This window comes from Streptomyces flavotricini, from assembly GCF_020639365.1.
In the GTDB taxonomy this organism is placed as follows: Bacteria; Actinomycetota; Actinomycetes; order Streptomycetales; family Streptomycetaceae; genus Streptomyces; species Streptomyces flavotricini.
This window is the reverse complement of the sequence record NZ_JAINUL010000001.1, coordinates 702,547-717,226: the sequence shown is the minus strand read 5'-3', so window position 1 is coordinate 717,226 and position 14,680 is coordinate 702,547. Positions and strand designations below refer to the sequence as shown.

Below are 14,680 nucleotides of genomic sequence, written 5' to 3'. Positions count from 1 at the left end.
ACCACCGTGAGAGGAACCCCGATGGACGCGCTGTACACCGCTGTCGCCACCGCCAACGGCCGCGAAGGCCGCACCGTCAGCTCCGACGGCCAGATCGACCTCGCGCTCGCCATGCCCCCGGCGCTCGGCGGCAACGGCCAGGGCACCAACCCCGAGCAGCTCTTCGCGGCCGGCTACGCCGCCTGCTTCGCCAGCGCGCTCGGCCTGGTCGGCCGGCAGGCGAAGGTCGACACCGGCGAGGTGTCGGTCACCGCGGAGACCTCGATCGGCAAGGACGACACGGGCTTCGGCCTGGCCGTCACCCTCCGTGTCGAGCTGCCGGAGTCCCTCGCCGGCGAGACGGGCGAGCTGCTGGTCAAGCAGGCCCACGAGGTCTGCCCCTACTCCAAGGCCACCCGCGGCAACATCCCGGTCACGCTGGTGATCGAGTAGTCCCCACCGGGGTATTCCCCCTAAGGCACCCGGCCCGCCCCGTCAGGGGCGGGTCAGGGGGTTCCCCGAGGGCCGGCGGGTTGGGCGTGGACATGATCGATCCATGTCGAACTCACCATGGCAGCGGGCGGCGTTCAGCGTCGGACCGCTCTGTATGACGGCCTACGGGCTCATCCGGCTGACCGACGGGGAACACGGCCCAGGGCTGGCCTGGTCCTCGGGCCACCTCTTCTTCCTGGCAGCCGTGGCCTGCTTCATCCCCGTCGTAATGGGCATGCGCCGGACGGCCGCGGCGGGCCGGGGCCGGCCGGGCCGGGCACTGGCCGGAGCCGGAGCGGTGACGGCGCTGCTCGGCATCGTCTGCGTCGTCGCCCAGGCGGTCATCGACCTCGTCGCCGGATTCCTCAGCGAGGACCGCGAGGCCATGCGCGAGATCTTCCGGCGGGTCAAGAGCCACGCCGGTGTGGAGCCCGCCGTCTACACCGTCGGTCCGCTCCTCTTCTACGTCGGCCTGCTGCTGCTCATGACCCAGCTGGCGGCGCTGCGCCGGATCGGCGCCTGGCGGCCCCTCGCAGTGGTCGCGGGCATCGTTGCCACGAGCGTCAGCCTTGACCTGCTCCCGGTGGCGGGACTGCTGTTCCTCCTCGCGTTCGCGCCCCTGGGGCGGCTCGAAGAGCCCGACCGTCGCCCGCTCACGGCCACCGCTTCACCGGGCCGCTGAACCGCCCGGCGCCGGAAGCCGCGGGGGTGGGCCCGGCGCGGCGGCGGGCACCCGGTCGGTGAACAGGGTTTCCGGGAGCGGGGCCAGGCCGAGGAGGCCCAGCGTCGTGTCCCGCGCGACCCGGTGCCAGACCGCGGCCCGGCGGAGCATCGCGTGACCTCCGTACGGCATCGCGATGCCCGCGGCCCGGGCGCCCCGGGCACGGGCCCGCCGTACGTAGTCCCACGACCCCCGCGCGTCGGTGACCCGATCGGCCTCGTCGTGCAGGAGCACCACGGCCGTGTCCCCCAGGTGCAGCACCGGTTCACCCGGCGGGCACCACGGCGCCAGCCCCACCACCGCACGGACCAGCGGGTCGGCGGCGGCCCGCAACGCGGCGCGCCCGCCCATGGAATGCCCGACCAGCACCACGGGCAGGGGACCGGCCACGCAGCACAGCTCGCGCAGCGCCTGCCACACGTCGTGGACCGGATCCGCCCGGTCGCCGTTCCAGCCCCGGTGCTCGTAGCGGACCTCCGCCACCACCACGCCCCGCGCCGCCCCCGAGCCCGAGATCGCCCGCGCGAACGGGCGCATCCGCAGCCCCGGCAGGTTCGGCCGCGGCGGCGCCTCGAGCCCCTGCGCCCGCCCTCCGTGCAGCAGGAGCACCGCGGCCGTCGGATCCTGCGGCACCCGGTGCAGCACCAGCGCACCCGTCGGCCCCCTCATGAGCGGCCTCCCCTCGACGGCAGCGGGAAGAACCCGCCGGTACGGGCGGTGCGGGCCGCGAGAGCGGCACGGACAGGGAGCGGTACGGAGCCGGCCGCGACGCGGGCCGCGGCCCGGCCGTCCCCGAGGCCCTCCCGGGAGGGCCGGTTCACGGCCGCGCCCCCGGCGAGGTGTCCTCCGTCAGGAGCAGCTGGCGGACATCGAGGTAGCGGGCCCGGAACCCGGCCTCCGAGTAGGACAGGTAGAACTCCCACATCCGCCGGAACGTCGCGTCGAAGCCCAGCGCCGCCACGGCCCGCTCCTGCTCCGCGAAGCGCTCCCGCCACAGGGACAGCGTCTGCGCGTAGTGGTCGCCGTACCCCTGGTCGGAGATGATCCGCAGCCCCGCCCCGGCCGCGTGCGCCTCGATGGCCTCGCGGGAGGGGATCAGACCGCCCGGGAAGACGTACTTGCTGATCCAGGTGTGCGTACGGGCGGTGCGCAGCATCCGCTCGTGCCCCATGGTGATCGACTGGAGGGCGATCCGTCCGCCGGGCGCCACCGCATCGTGCAGGGCCGCGAAGTACGTCGGCCAGAAGTCCCGGCCGACGGCCTCGATCATCTCCACGCTCACCACCGCGTCGTAGCGGCCCTCCACGTCGCGGTAGTCCCGCAGCTCCACGTCCACCCGGCCGGCCAGCCCCGCGGCGGCGATCCGCCGGCGGGCGAGGCGCTGCTGCTCGGCGGAGAGGGTCACCGTCGTCACGCGGGCCCCGCGGGCGGCGGCGCGCAGCGCGAGCTCGCCCCAGCCGGTGCCGATCTCCAGCAGGCGCGTGCCCGGGCCGACGCCGGCGAGGTCCAGCAGCCGGTCGATCTTCCGGTGCTGTGCGGCCGGCAGGCTCTCGCGGCGCGCGGGGAAGGAGGTGAACACGGCGGAGGAGTACGACATCGTCTCGTCGAGGAAGAGCGCGAACAGCTCGTTCGACAGGTCGTAGTGGCGGTGGACGTTCTCCCGGGCCCCGGCCCGGGAGTTCAGCTGCGCCTCGGGCCTGCGCTGCACCCACGCTCCGCGCAGCTTGCGCACGGGGACGGGCATGAGGTCGTCCACGTGCGCGGCGAGTACGGTCAGCAGGCCGGTCAGGTCGTCGCTGTCCCATTCGCCCGCCATGTAGGACTCGCCGAAGCCGATCAGCCCGTGCGCCCCGATCCGGCGGAAGAAGGCGTCCGGGTCGTGGACGGTCAGCGAAGGACCGCTGCCGCAGGGCGGTTCGGCGCCGAAGCGGCAGCGCAGGGGAAGGGCGGTCACGGCGCGGCGGACCAGCGCGCGGGCGACGGCCGCGTGCCCGAAGGGGGCCGCCGGCGGACGCGTCACGTCCGGCCACGCCTGCGCGTCGCAGTCGGTGACGGGCTCGCTGCCGCGCCCGGTGCCGGCGCTGCGGGGGAGGGAAAGGGTCACGGGAGGATGCCTTCCTGGGGCGCGCGGTCGGGTCGGGGCTGTACGGGCAGCCCGCGGAGCAGCAGGCGGATGCCGTGGCGGCGGATCCCGGCCCAGACGGCGGCCGTGGACCAGGGACGCCGGGCGACCGCGCGCAGCAGGGCGAACGCGGTGGCGGGGCGGTGCCGGCCGTGCAGGGTCGCGGTGAAGGGCCGCTGGCCGGCGCGCTCGAGCTGGACGCAGATCTCCAGCCGCTCCCGCGGCTCCGGCAGGCGCATGCGGTAGTGGCCGTCGACGGGGAAGAACGGCGAGACGTACAGCTCCTTCGCCGTCTCGGCCCGGCCGGCCCCGTCGGTCCGCAGGAGGTGGCAGTGGCGCTGCCCGTACGTGTTGTGGACCTCGGCCACGACGCAGACCAGGGCCCCGGCGCGGTCGTGGCACCAGTACAGCGTCAGCGGGTTGAAGACGTACCCGAGGACCCGGGCGTGGGCCAGCATCAGGACCTGTCCGCCGTCGAGGTCCACGTCCCGGGAGGCCAGGTACGCGTCGAGTCCGGCCCGGATGGTCGGCGCGCCGGCGAAGTGGTCCCGGGCGTGGAAGCGGGCCAGCGGGCGCAGCGGCCACGGGAGGCGGGGGAGCGCGTCCAGGTCCACGAGCCACATGTACGTGAGGTGGCGGAAGGAGTGCCGTACGGGGGCCGTCCGCGCGTGGGAGACGACGCAGTCGTACAGGGCCGGAACGGCGACGGGCGGGAGGGCCGGGGGCGTCGGGACCGCCGGGGGCGTCGGGTCCGGCGACGCCGGCCGGTCCGCCGACGCAGGCCGGTCCGCCGGGGCCGTCGGCCCCCGCAGGATCGTGCGGCTCGTCCGCTGCGCCGCGGTGGGCGCGTCCACCCGGCTCACCACCGCACCCCCAGGGCCGCGGCCGCCCGCACGCCCGAGCGGCAGCCGTCCTCGTGGAAGCCCCACCCGTGGTACGCCCCCGCGAACGCGGTGACCCGCGTGTTGAGGCGCGGCAGAGCCTGCTGCGCGGCCACCGACTCGGGCGTGTAGACGGGGTGCGCGTAGTCCATGCGGGCCAGGACGCGTTCGGGGTCGATCAGCCCGCCCGGGTTCAGGGTGACCACGTACCGGGCGCCGCCCGGCAGCCGCTGGAGCCGTGTCATGTCGTAGCTGACCCGGACTCCCCCCGCCCCCGGATGGCAGTCGTCGAGGTGGTGGTTCCAGGAGGCCCGGGCTCTCGGGGAGCGGGGCAGCAGCCCGGTGTCGGTGTGCAGCACCGTCGGGTTCGCCTCGTACCGGAAGGCGCCGAGGATCCGCCGCTCGTCGCGGGTGGGCTCGGCCAGCAGGCGCAGTGCCTGATCGGGGTGCGTGGCGATGACGACCGCGTCGTACGGCTCGGTGGTGCCGTCCTCCGTGCCCACCAGGACGCCGCTCGGTATCCGGTCCACCCGGTTGACCGCGGTGGCGGTCCGGATGTTGCTGATCTCCTTGGCGGCCTTCTCCACGTACGCCGCGCTGCCGCCGGTGACGGTCTTCCACCGGGGGGAACCGGTGACGGACAGCAGCCCGTGGTGGTCGAGGAAGCGGAACAGGTACTCGGCCGGGTACTCCAGCGCGGTCTCGGTGGGACAGGACCACACGGCCGACACCAGCGGCGTGATGAAGTGGCCGACGAAGTACGGGGAGAACCCGCCGTCGGCGAGGAAGGCGCGGAGGGTGAGCCGCTGCCGCGGAGCGCCCTCGGCCAGCAGGCGGCGGGCGCGCCGGTGGAAGAGCGGAACCTCCGCCAGCAGCCTCAGGTACCGGCCGCGCAGGGCGGCCCGCCCGGTGAACAGGCCCGCGGGTCCGCGGGCGCCGGCGTACTCCAGGCCGCAGCCGTCGCACCGTACCGACATGCTCATCTCGGAGTCCTGCGTGGCCACTCCGAGTTCGCGGAAGAGCCGCATCAGCAGCGGGTAGGTGCGCTCGTTGTGGACGATGAACCCCGAGTCCACCTGCACCGTACCGCCGCCCGGGGACGGCAGCTCATGGGTGTGGGCGTGGCCCCCCAGCCGGGGGTCCGCCTCGTACAGCGTGACGTCGCACGCCTTCTGCAGGACGTAGGCGGCGGTCAGCCCCGCCACCCCGCCGCCGATCACGGCCACACTCTGGGTACGCACAGTCCGTCACTCCCCACCGGTCGCCACGCCGCCTTCCGGGACGGCGTCTCGCCCTTGATTCGCGGCCGAAGGCCCCCCGGATTGGTGCCGGTTGCGGAAAGCGGAACCAGCCGCGGCGATGGTGCTGCACATTGATCGGGAATTGGCGACCCGGTTGACCAATCCGCACAGATGTCTGCTCCGAAGACCGGTCAAGAAGGCGGACCTGGCAGCATCCGGAGCGGTCGGCCCTCTTTCTGGAAGGGCCGGTCCATTCGACGGGAAAGGATTGTCATGCGACGGACGGACCCCGGCGGACCATCCGCCACCACCGGGCAACCGCTGCCCTTCGGTGTCCCCGACACCGCGGCGCCGCGGCTCGAGGACCTGATGTCCCGGGTGGCCCGCGGTGACAAGGACGCCTTCTCCGCCCTCTACGACGCCCTGTCCGGAACGGTGTTCGGCCTGGTCGTCCGGGTCGTACGCGACCGCGCCCAGTCCGAGGAGGTGGCACAGGAGGTGATGATCGACTTGTGGCGGCAGGCCGCCCGCTACCGCCCCGGGGAGGGCAGCGTGCTCGCCTGGGCCGCCACTCTCGCCCACCGCCGCGCCGTCGACCGCGTCCGCTCCGCACAGGCCGCGATCAACCGCGAGCACGACCAGGCCGCCCGCCAACAGGCGCGCCCGTTCGACGAGGTGGCGGAACAGGTCGAAACCCGGCTGGAGAGCGAACAGGTCCGGCGCTGCATGCGCGGCCTGACCGAGATCCAGCGCCAGGCCGTCACCCTGGCCTACTACCAGGGCCTGACCTACCGAGAGGTCGCAGAGACCCTGCGCACTCCGCTGCCCACGATCAAGACACGCATGCGCGACGGGCTCATCCGGCTGCGCGACTGCATGGGGGTGACCACATGAAGCACGACGGAGAACTGCACACCCTCACCGGCGCGTACGCCCTCCACTCACTCACGGCGGCGGAACACGAGATGTTCACCGCACACCTCGCGGACTGCCCTTCGTGCCGGCAGGAAGTGGCCGAGTTCTCGGCCACCGCCGCCCGCCTGGCCGGGGCCGCGACCCTGCCGGCGCCCGCCCGCATGAGGGACGCGGTCCTGCACGGCATCGAATCGGTCCGCCAACTGCCGCCGCTGCTGCCCGACTCGGGCAGGCCGATGACGTTCACGGCCATCCTGCGCCGCAAGGCCATCACGCTGGCCATCGCCGCGAGCCTCGCCGGGGCGGCCGTGCTCGGGGGCGTCACCGTCTGGCAGAAACAGCTCGCCGAGGAGGCCCGGCAGCAGGCCCAGGCCTCCGAACGCCGCCTCCAGGACGTCAGCGCCGTCGTGGCCGCCCCCGACGCCCGTACGGTACGCGGCCGCACCACCACGGGCGCCGGCACCTCCGTGGTCAGCTCCAAGCTGCAGAACAGGGCGGTCTTCATCGGGACCGGGCTCCCCGACCCCGGCGCGGGCCGGACGTACCAGCTCTGGTTCGACGACCACGGCACCATGCGCCCCGCCGGGCTCCTCACGCAGGACGGGGCCACGCTCATGCAGGGCGGCATCCAGGGTGCTTCCGGGGTGGGACTCACCGTCGAACCCGCCGGTGGGTCGGCCCGGCCCACCAGCCGACCGCTGCTGCTCCTCAACCTGCCGGCCTGACCCGCTCCGCCCCGCTACGGGGCGGGCTTCGCAGCGGGCTTCGCCCGCACGTGCATGCGTTCGCCCTGCCTGCCGAAGAGGCTGAGCACCTCGACCGGCCGGCCGTCGGCGCTGCTGAACCAGTGGGGCAGCCGCGTGTCGAACTCGGCGACCTCGCCCGGGCCGAGGACCAGATCGTGCTCGGGCAGCACCAGCCGCAGTCGCCCCTGCAGTACGTACATCCACTCGTAGCCCTCGTGGGTACGCGGATCCGGCTCGGAGCCCCGGTCCGTGATGATCATCTTGTACGCCTGGAGGGGGCCGGGAGTCCGGGACAGCGGGACGTACGAATCGCCGTTCGGCATCGCGTGCGGCGTCAGCCGCACCCGCGGGTCGCCCACTTCGGGCGCCCCCACCAGATCGTCCAGCGGTACGCGGTACGCGGCGGCCAGCGGCAGCAGCAGCTCCAGGCTGGGGCGGCGCTGACCGGACTCCAGCCGGGACAGCGTGCTCTTGGAGATGCCGGTCGTCTCGGACAGCGCGGCCAGGGTGAGACCGCGCCTGGCGCGCAGCCGCTTGAGCCGCGGGCCGACCTCGTCGAGAACGGTCCGGTAGGGCGCCGGCGGGTCGGCCGGAGGGTGGTCGGCTGGTGTGTCCATGGAGGCATTCCACCCGGCCGTCCCGGAAACGGCAACAAGAGTTGTCGTTTCGGATCCACCCGGTGCAGGCTCCGCGGCATGAGCCCCCACAGGGATTCCCGCCCGCGCACGGCCACGGTCACGGCCGCGCGCACGCGGACACGGCCGGCCACGGTCACGGTCACCATTCCACCGACGTCGACTGGGACGTCATGGCGACCGGGCTGGAGAGCGGCGCCGAACTGCAGCTCCCCGGCCTGCGGCGGGCCGCGGCCCACCTGGGCGGGCTGCTCGGCCCCCGGGCCGACATCGGCAGCGGACCCGGCGTGATGACCTGCGTGCTCGCCGAGGCCTTCGCCGGCGCCGCGACCGTCGCCGTCGACGCCACGCCCGGGCTGCTGGACCGCGTCCGGGCCCGCGCCGGGAAGCTCGGCCCCGGCGACCGGGTGGCCGTGCGACACGCGTACCGGCGTACGTGAGGCCTCCGGCGGCTGATCGCCGCGCGGGCGGCGCCCCTCCCCGCCGCGCGCGCCGTTGCGTGACCCGGGGCACAGGCGGGGGCCGCGTGGGGACGCGGCGGTGCGGGCACGTTCAGGGGGCGACACAATGACCACTGTTGTTCTCTTTGATCCAGTACGGAGGAATGGGCGGATGCTCAACGAAAGAGCGGGCCGGCAGGCGCGCCCGGAGGACCTGGTCGACGTGGCCCGGCTCGTGACCGCGTACTACGCCCTGCACCCCGATCCGGCGGACCCCGGTCAGCGCGTCGCCTTCGGCACCTCGGGCCACCGCGGCTCCTCCCTCGCCACGGCCTTCAACGAGGACCACATCGCCGCGACCAGCCAGGCGATCTGCGAGTACCGGGCACGGCAGGGCATCGACGGCCCGCTCTTCCTCGGCGCGGACAGCCACGCCCTGTCCGAACCCGCCCGGGTGACCGCCCTCGAGGTCTTCGCCGCGAACGACGTGACCGTGCTCGTCGACGCCGCCGACGGCTACACCCCCACCCCCGCGGTCTCGCACGCGATCCTCACCCACAACCGCGGTCGCACCTCGGCGCTGGCCGACGGAGTGGTGGTCACGCCCTCGCACAACCCGCCCGCGGACGGCGGCTTCAAGTACAACCCGCCGCACGGCGGGCCCGCCGGATCGGACGCGACCGGCTGGATCCAGGAGCGCGCCAACGAGATCATCACCGGCGGCATGAAGGAGGTCCGGCGCATCCCGTTCGCGCGCGCGTCGGCGGCCCCGACCACGCGCACGTACGACTACCTCGGCACGTACGTGCGCGACCTGCCGTCCGTGCTCGACCTGGACGCCGTACGCGCCGCCGGCGTGCGCATCGGAGCCGACCCGCTGGGCGGGGCCTCCGTGGCGTACTGGGGACGGATCGCCGAGGAGCACCGCCTCGACCTGACCGTGGTCAACCCGTACACCGACCCCACCTGGCGGTTCATGACGCTGGACTGGGACGGCAAGATCCGGATGGACTGCTCCTCCCCGTACGCGATGGCCTCGCTGATCGAGGGCCGGGACCGGTTCCAGATCGCCACCGGCAACGACGCGGACGCCGACCGGCACGGCATCGTGACCCCCGACGGCGGCCTGATGAACCCCAACCACTACCTCGCCACCGCGATCGAGTACCTCTACGGCCACCGCGAGCAGTGGCCGGCGGACGCGGGCGTCGGCAAGACCCTGGTGTCCTCGGGAATGATCGACCGGGTGGCCGCGGACCTGGGCCGCGAACTGGTCGAGGTGCCCGTCGGTTTCAAGTGGTTCGTGGACGGGCTCCTGGCGGGCGGCATCGGCTTCGGCGGCGAGGAATCCGCCGGTGCCTCCTTCCTGCGCCGCGACGGCTCGGTGTGGACCACCGACAAGGACGGCATCCTGCTCGCCCTGCTGGCCTCGGAGATCCTCGCCGTGACGGGGCAGACCCCGAGCGAGCGGTACGCCGGCCTCACGGCCCGTTTCGGCGAGCCGGCGTACGCCCGGATCGACGCCCCGGCCACCCGGGAGGAGAAGGCGGTCCTCGCCCGGCTGTCACCCGATCAGGTGACCGCCGACACCCTGGCCGGGGAACCGGTCACGGCGGTGCTGACCGAGGCTCCGGGGAACGGTGCCGCGATCGGCGGCATCAAGGTCACCACGGAGCACGCCTGGTTCGCGGCGCGCCCGTCGGGCACCGAGGACGTCTACAAGATCTACGCCGAGTCCTTCCTGGGCACCGACCACCTGGCCCGCGTACAGGAGGAGGCCCGTTCCGTCGTCTCGGCGGCCCTGGCCGACTGATCCCACCGTCGGCGAAGCCCCCCCGCCGCACCTCTCGCCGACGAACCCGCCACCCCGACCCGGGACTTCTCAGTAGGGTGGCGGGCTCCGGGAGTTCGCGCGGAGGGAGCGGTCATGCGAGGCGGCAAAGTCGCGGTGGTGGGCGGGAGCGTGGCGGGCTGTGCGCTGGCCTCGGCGGCGGCCCGCGCGGGCGCAGACGAGGTGGTGGTCCTGGAACGCACCCGGGGACGGCTGGCGGACCGGGGCCTGGGGCTCTGCATCCACGACGGCCGCGCCGCCGAGCTCGCCGCCACCGGCGCCCTGCCCGCCGGCATCGCCGCGCACCCGCTGACCCGGCGCCGCTGGATCGTCCGCGACGACGCGGCGGCCGGGCCCGCCGGGCGGGTGTTCTGGGAGCAGCCGTTCCCCTTCCACTCGTACCACTGGGGCCTGCTCTGGCGCGGACTGCGGGAGGCCACGCCCGCCTCGGTCGTCTACCGCCAGGGGGCGGCGGTGACGGGCGTCGCCGACGCCGGCGAGCGGGCCGAGGTGCGGACGGCCGACGGGAGCGCCGAGCCGTTCGACCTGGTCGTCGGAGCCGACGGGTACCGCTCGGTGGTGCGCGAGGCCGTCTGCCCGGAGTCCCGGCCGGTCTACGCCGGGTACGTCTGCTGGCGGGGGAACCTCGACGCCCGGCGGCTGGAGGGGCTCGGCAACGGCGGCGTGCCCTGCGACGCGGTGACCACCGTCTGCTTCACCGGCGGGAGCTGCGTCGTCTACCCCACCCCCGGACCGGACGGCCCCCGGGTGAACTGGGTCCTGTACGCCCTGCCCCCGCGCGGCAGCCGGCTGCCCTTCGACGACCCGACGAGCTTCCCGCCGGGGCGGGTGACCGAGGAACTCACCGCACACCTGAGCACGTTGCTGGAGCGGGAGTTCCCGCCCCACTGGGCGCAGGTGCTCGCCCTCACGGAGCCCGCGGACACCTACGTCCAGCCCATCTACGACCTCGAGACGGCGCGTACGACCGCAGGGCGCCTGCTGCTCGCGGGCGACGCGGCCACCGTGGTGCGCCCGCACAACACGAGCGGAGTGGCCAAGGCGCTCCAGGACGCCTCCGCGTTCGAGGACGCCTGGCGCCGGGCCGACAGCTGGGCCGGGCTGCTGGGCGGGTACCACGCCGCGCGCGGTGCGGCGGGACGGGAGATGGTCGCCCTGGCCCGTCGCCTCGGCCGGGGCCAGGTGGAGCAGACCCCCGCCTGGGCCGCGATGGACCACCGCGAGGTGGAGTCGTGGTGGCGGGAACTGCTCGACGGAGCCGCCGACATCGGCGGGCAGGCCATGGCGCGGCGGACCCGGGGCTGACCGGCCGGCCCCGCACTCGTCATCGGCCGGGCGGAGCGCACCCGCCCCGTTCGCCGACCTCCCGCCGGCCCGCCGCCTCACGGCCGATCTCGGGGTGGACCGGAACACCGCGAGGGTGCGCTACGGGGACGAGGAGTTCGTTTCGGTGCCCGGCGGCGGCTCCGGCGGGGTGCTCCTCCCGGCCGGGGAGGGGCTGCTGCGGCAGGGCGGCCAGGACGCCCGACCACCAGCCCGGGCGGCCGTCGGCGGCGGCCGGGTCGGTGAGCAGGTCCGCGAGGCGGCCGGCCAGGCCGGGCCGGTCGGCGGGCCGTTCACCGGGCCGGCAGGTCAGCTGGAGCGTGTGGTGCGTGGCGGTGTGCCGGCGCAGCGTCGGTCCGCATGGCGCGGCCATGGCGAGGGCATTGGCCAGGAGCGGGGCGTCGAGGGGCCCGAGCAGGTCGAGTGCGAGCGGTGTACCGGGTGCGATCACCACTGTCATGGCGCCGTCCATCCGCCCCTCCCCCCGTGCCGGTCGCATGCCGCAGAAACGCCTCCGAGAAGGACGAGTCAAGCCGGGGTCAATTCTAAGGTAAAAACAGGTCAAACAACATGCCTCAGGCATCGGAGTGTCTTATTCCACATGGAAGTTGGCAAATTTCATGTGTAACTGCCAGCTTTTCGCGGTGATTCAAGACAGCCGTCCGGGAACAGGCCGCATCCGGTCGGATCAGGCCGGGCCGAGCCGGATCACGCAGGGCCGGGAAGCGCCGGATCGAGGAGCGCCGACACCATGCCGACGAAGCCCTCGTCGAGCATGGTGGTCACGGAGCTGTCGCGGGAGGTGTCCAGCCCGGCGTCGTGACAGGCGACGCTCAGCAGGTAGCGCCCGGCCACCGGGTAGGTGCCGAACGCCCATTCGCCGTGCGTGGCGGGCGAGCCGTCGGGGGTGAGCAGCCCGGTCTCCCCGCCGGTGGCCGTGGCGAAGCCGAACTCGGCGAAGCCCATCCGCAGGCCCAGCCCGAGCGCCTTCGTGTACGCCTCCTTCAGCGTCCACAGCCGCAGCATGCCGGCGTTCTGCCCGCGCTCCCCCAGCGCCGCGAGCTCGGCGCGCTCGGCCGCGGTGCACACCTGGTCCTGCAGCAGCTCGAAGGACAGCCTGCGGTCGGCGGGTTCGGTGTCGACGCCGATGCGCCCGTTGCGGCTGATGCCGACCGCGATCAGGTCGTCGGTGTGGGTCAGGCTCAGGTCGATCTGGTCGAATCCGCGCAGGTAGGGGCGGCCCCCCGGCTTGTACGAGAGGTCCAGCTCGGCCGGCCCGCAGCCGAGCGCGGCGGCGGCCGTGTACCGGATCGCCAGCCGGGAGGCGAGGAAGCGGTGCCGGGTGGTGGCGTCGGCCGTGTCCCGGTAGCGCGCCCAGTCGCGGCCCAGGAGGATCCGCAGCGCGGTGGCGGAGCCCGGCTCGGCCGGCCACTCCTGCCAGGTGGTGTACACGCAGGCGTTGCCGCCCCGGGTCATGCCCGCGGCCACCTCCGCCCAGGGCCCGCCGGGCCCCGCCGCGTGCACGGGCACGCTCAGCAACGGCGAGTTGTGCCAGGTCATCAGGTGTCCCCTCCGGTCACTGGGCCAGCTCGGTGGCGTCGAGGTCGCAGCTGCGGCCCGCCCGGTAGCGGCGTACGAGCTCCTCCAGCACCTGGCCGAGGCAGTCGTCGGGCAGCTCCGGCACCGGGATGCCGAGCCGGCCGCCGATCCGGGTCAGCGCGAGCACCGCCCAGGCGGGCGAGGCGAGGAAGGGCTCGGCGCCGTCCTGGCCCTCCCAGGTGCCCAGGACCGCGGCCGCCGCGAGCACCAGCGCGTAGCGGTCGCTGAGCACGCACCAGGCGGGGTCGGCCAGGGCGGCCGCGCCCTGCGGGATCGCCCGGCACTGCTCGCGCAGCGCCCGCAGTTCGGTGACGAACGCCTCGGCCAGGTCGGCGAGGACGGCGAGCTGTCCGCCGACCCCGCGCACCTCCGCCAGCCGGGCGGCCGAGCCGACGAGGGAGGCGGCGAGGAAGTCCCCGCCGTCGGCGATGCCCAGGAGCCGGTAGTCGAGGTGCGGCAGGCCCGCGCCGGAGCGCAGCAGCTCGGACGGCGGCTCCTCCTCCTTGAACCAGGCCCGTTCGGCCAGCGCCCGCAGCTGGGGCACGATCACGGCCTGGCAGGCGGCGGTCCCCGCGTGGCCGAGCCCGGCGACCGGCAGGTCGCGCGAGAGCTTGTCGAGCGCCCCGTACTCGGGCGTGCCGTGCTGGTAGCCGCGCGAGCCGAGTACGGCCGCCAGCTCCTCCAGGCTTTCCCGGAGCAGGTCGGGGACGACGTACTTGACGGCCGCCGCGAGCACGTGGGTGCGGTCGGGCAGCAGGCTCAGGGCGCGCAGCGCGACGGTGGCCATGCTGTCGCAGGCCAGCAGATCGGCGAAGACCCCGGCCAGGGGCTTGTGGAAGCGGCGGGCGACGGGACGGCTGCGGCCGGTGGTGGCGGCCCGTACGGCGGAGTGCAGGACGGTGCCGGCGGCGGCGACGGCGGTGGCGGAGATCACGCAGCGGTTGACCTGGTACGTGCGCAGCGCCAGCGCGACGCCTTCGCCGACGCGGCCGACGAGCGAGCCCTCGGGCACCTCGCAGTCCGTGAACTGCAGTCCGGAGAAGAGGGATCCGCGCATGCCGGCGGTGGGGACGCGCGGCAGCCGGGCCAGACCCCCGGCGGCGGTGAGCTCGGCCGGGTCCAGCAGGAGGACGGAGTGGCTGAGCGGGCTGCGGGCGCGGTCGGTCCGGGCGTAGACCACGTACGCCTGCGCCCGCGCGGCGTTGATGATGACGTCCTTGCGGCCGTTGAGCGAGAAGCCGCCGCCCGCCAGCGGGGTGGCGGCGAACTCGTCGCGCAGGATGGCGTTCGCGTGGGCGAGCTCGTGGTGGACGATCGAGGCGCGCCCGCCGCCGAGCAGGACGTCGGCGGTGGCCCGGCGCTGGGCCGTGCTGCCGGCGGCCCAGACGGCGGAGGTCGCGAACAGCGAGGTGATGCCGGAGCCGAAGCCGAGGGCGAGATCGCGGCGGAAGACCGGGCGCAGCACCTTGACGAGCAGGTCGGCGCGGGTGAGCCGGCCGCCGAACTCGGCGGGCACGAACTCCGCGCCCAGGCCCGCACCGACGAGCAGCCTCTCGGTGGCCGCGGGCGGCTCGCGCCGCTCGTCGGCGGCGAACAGGGCGCCGAGACCGTGCGGGTTGGCGGGGTCGTACGGGTCGCCGAGCAGGGCTTCGAGGCGCGCGGCCCGGCGCAGCGCCTCGGTCTCCTCGGCCCCCCGCCTGGCGGCTGCGCAGCCGCTGCGCCGCTCGCGCCCTG

Annotated in this window: 15 protein-coding genes; 7 read left to right on the top strand and 8 right to left on the bottom strand. The window is 74.5% G+C overall.

Features of this window, described 5'->3' with window-relative positions:
* Nucleotides 1-21 precede the first annotated feature (21 nt).
* Nucleotides 22-432, top strand: a complete 411-nt coding sequence (locus K7B10_RS03620) for an organic hydroperoxide resistance protein (RefSeq protein ID WP_229334493.1) — start codon at nt 22-24, stop codon at nt 430-432.
* A 103-nt stretch (nt 433-535) separates the two neighbouring features.
* Nucleotides 536-1,153 (top strand): hypothetical protein, encoded by a 618-nt coding sequence (locus K7B10_RS03615; protein WP_229334492.1) that lies wholly within the window; start codon nt 536-538, stop codon nt 1,151-1,153.
* On the opposite strand, the gene K7B10_RS03610 is transcribed toward K7B10_RS03615, so the two are convergent.
* The 4 genes from K7B10_RS03610 to K7B10_RS03595 all read right to left on the bottom strand — a co-directional run bounded on the left by K7B10_RS03610 (nt 1,139) and on the right by K7B10_RS03595 (nt 5,436).
* Nucleotides 1,139-1,861, bottom strand: a complete 723-nt coding sequence (locus K7B10_RS03610; protein ID WP_229334491.1) for an alpha/beta hydrolase — start codon at nt 1,859-1,861, stop codon at nt 1,139-1,141. The two genes, K7B10_RS03615 and K7B10_RS03610, sit on opposite strands and share 15 nt — an antisense overlap.
* Nucleotides 1,862-2,009: 148 nt before the next feature.
* Nucleotides 2,010-3,296: an SAM-dependent methyltransferase gene (locus K7B10_RS03605; protein ID WP_229334490.1), complete on the bottom strand. Its 1,287-nt coding sequence runs from the start codon at nt 3,294-3,296 to the stop codon at nt 2,010-2,012.
* Nucleotides 3,293-4,006: a DUF1365 domain-containing protein gene (locus K7B10_RS03600; protein ID WP_229344736.1), complete on the bottom strand. Its 714-nt coding sequence runs from the start codon at nt 4,004-4,006 to the stop codon at nt 3,293-3,295. The genes K7B10_RS03605 and K7B10_RS03600 overlap by 4 nt, the downstream gene beginning before the upstream one ends.
* 167 nt (nt 4,007-4,173) lie before the next feature.
* Nucleotides 4,174-5,436 (bottom strand): NAD(P)/FAD-dependent oxidoreductase, encoded by a 1,263-nt coding sequence (locus K7B10_RS03595; RefSeq protein WP_229334489.1) that lies wholly within the window; start codon nt 5,434-5,436, stop codon nt 4,174-4,176.
* A gap of 273 nt (nt 5,437-5,709) precedes the next feature.
* On the opposite strand from K7B10_RS03595, the gene sigK reads away from it, so the two are divergent.
* Together sigK and K7B10_RS03585 are read left to right on the top strand one after the other, a co-directional pair.
* On the top strand, nt 5,710-6,330 hold the full coding sequence (sigK, locus tag K7B10_RS03590; protein WP_267501322.1) for an ECF RNA polymerase sigma factor SigK: 621 nt from the start codon (nt 5,710-5,712) through the stop codon (nt 6,328-6,330).
* A complete protein-coding gene (locus K7B10_RS03585) occupies nt 6,327-7,076 on the top strand; it encodes an anti-sigma factor (RefSeq protein WP_229334488.1) in 750 nt (249 codons plus the stop codon). The genes sigK and K7B10_RS03585 overlap by 4 nt, the downstream gene beginning before the upstream one ends.
* Before the next feature lie 14 nt (nt 7,077-7,090).
* Here K7B10_RS03585 and K7B10_RS03580 read toward each other — a convergent pair whose 3' ends face one another.
* Nucleotides 7,091-7,714, bottom strand: coding sequence for a helix-turn-helix domain-containing protein (locus K7B10_RS03580; protein ID WP_229334487.1), 624 nt, complete (start codon nt 7,712-7,714; stop codon nt 7,091-7,093).
* A gap of 191 nt (nt 7,715-7,905) precedes the next feature.
* Between K7B10_RS03580 and K7B10_RS03575 the strand changes: the two genes are divergently transcribed.
* The 3 genes from K7B10_RS03575 (at nt 7,906) to K7B10_RS03565 (ending at nt 11,329) form a co-directional block, all read left to right on the top strand.
* Nucleotides 7,906-8,172 carry a class I SAM-dependent methyltransferase gene (locus K7B10_RS03575; RefSeq protein WP_229334486.1) on the top strand — a complete coding sequence of 89 codons (267 nt, stop codon included), beginning with the start codon at nt 7,906-7,908 and terminating at the stop codon, nt 8,170-8,172.
* Between the two features lie 172 nt (nt 8,173-8,344).
* A complete protein-coding gene (gene pgm / locus K7B10_RS03570) occupies nt 8,345-9,985 on the top strand; it encodes a phosphoglucomutase (alpha-D-glucose-1,6-bisphosphate-dependent) (RefSeq protein ID WP_229334485.1) in 1,641 nt (546 codons plus the stop codon).
* A gap of 114 nt (nt 9,986-10,099) precedes the next feature.
* Nucleotides 10,100-11,329 carry an FAD-dependent monooxygenase gene (locus tag K7B10_RS03565; protein WP_229334484.1) on the top strand — a complete coding sequence of 410 codons (1,230 nt, stop codon included), beginning with the start codon at nt 10,100-10,102 and terminating at the stop codon, nt 11,327-11,329.
* Nucleotides 11,330-11,348: 19 nt separating this feature from the next.
* On the opposite strand, the gene K7B10_RS03560 is transcribed toward K7B10_RS03565, so the two are convergent.
* The 3 genes from K7B10_RS03560 to K7B10_RS03550 all read right to left on the bottom strand — a co-directional run.
* Complete coding sequence (locus K7B10_RS03560; RefSeq protein WP_229334483.1) at nt 11,349-11,807, bottom strand: hypothetical protein; 459 nt, start codon at nt 11,805-11,807, stop codon at nt 11,349-11,351.
* 248 nt (nt 11,808-12,055) lie between these two features.
* Nucleotides 12,056-12,907 (bottom strand): 4'-phosphopantetheinyl transferase family protein, encoded by an 852-nt coding sequence (locus K7B10_RS03555; protein WP_229334482.1) that lies wholly within the window; start codon nt 12,905-12,907, stop codon nt 12,056-12,058.
* Between the two features lie 16 nt (nt 12,908-12,923).
* Nucleotides 12,924-14,680 (bottom strand): acyl-CoA dehydrogenase family protein (locus tag K7B10_RS03550; protein ID WP_229334481.1); only part of this gene is annotated, 1,757 nt, incomplete at its 5' end.

Excerpts from the sequence above, each read along its gene's own strand:
- K7B10_RS03585 (WP_229334488.1), top strand. The coding sequence starts at position 6,327 with ATGAAGCACGACGGAGAACTGCACACCCTCACCGGCGCGTACGCCCTC.
- K7B10_RS03620 (WP_229334493.1), top strand. The coding sequence starts at position 22 with ATGGACGCGCTGTACACCGCTGTCGCCACCGCCAACGGCCGCGAAGGC.
- sigK (WP_267501322.1), top strand. The coding sequence starts at position 5,710 with ATGCGACGGACGGACCCCGGCGGACCATCCGCCACCACCGGGCAACCG.
- K7B10_RS03575 (WP_229334486.1), top strand. The coding sequence starts at position 7,906 with ATGGCGACCGGGCTGGAGAGCGGCGCCGAACTGCAGCTCCCCGGCCTG.
- K7B10_RS03555 (WP_229334482.1), bottom strand. The coding sequence starts at position 12,907 with ATGACCTGGCACAACTCGCCGTTGCTGAGCGTGCCCGTGCACGCGGCG.
- K7B10_RS03565 (WP_229334484.1), top strand. The coding sequence starts at position 10,100 with ATGCGAGGCGGCAAAGTCGCGGTGGTGGGCGGGAGCGTGGCGGGCTGT.
- K7B10_RS03560 (WP_229334483.1), bottom strand. The coding sequence starts at position 11,807 with ATGACAGTGGTGATCGCACCCGGTACACCGCTCGCACTCGACCTGCTC.
- pgm (WP_229334485.1), top strand. The coding sequence starts at position 8,345 with ATGCTCAACGAAAGAGCGGGCCGGCAGGCGCGCCCGGAGGACCTGGTC.
- K7B10_RS03615 (WP_229334492.1), top strand. The coding sequence starts at position 536 with ATGTCGAACTCACCATGGCAGCGGGCGGCGTTCAGCGTCGGACCGCTC.
- K7B10_RS03610 (WP_229334491.1), bottom strand. The coding sequence starts at position 1,861 with ATGAGGGGGCCGACGGGTGCGCTGGTGCTGCACCGGGTGCCGCAGGAT.
- K7B10_RS03580 (WP_229334487.1), bottom strand. The coding sequence starts at position 7,714 with ATGGACACACCAGCCGACCACCCTCCGGCCGACCCGCCGGCGCCCTAC.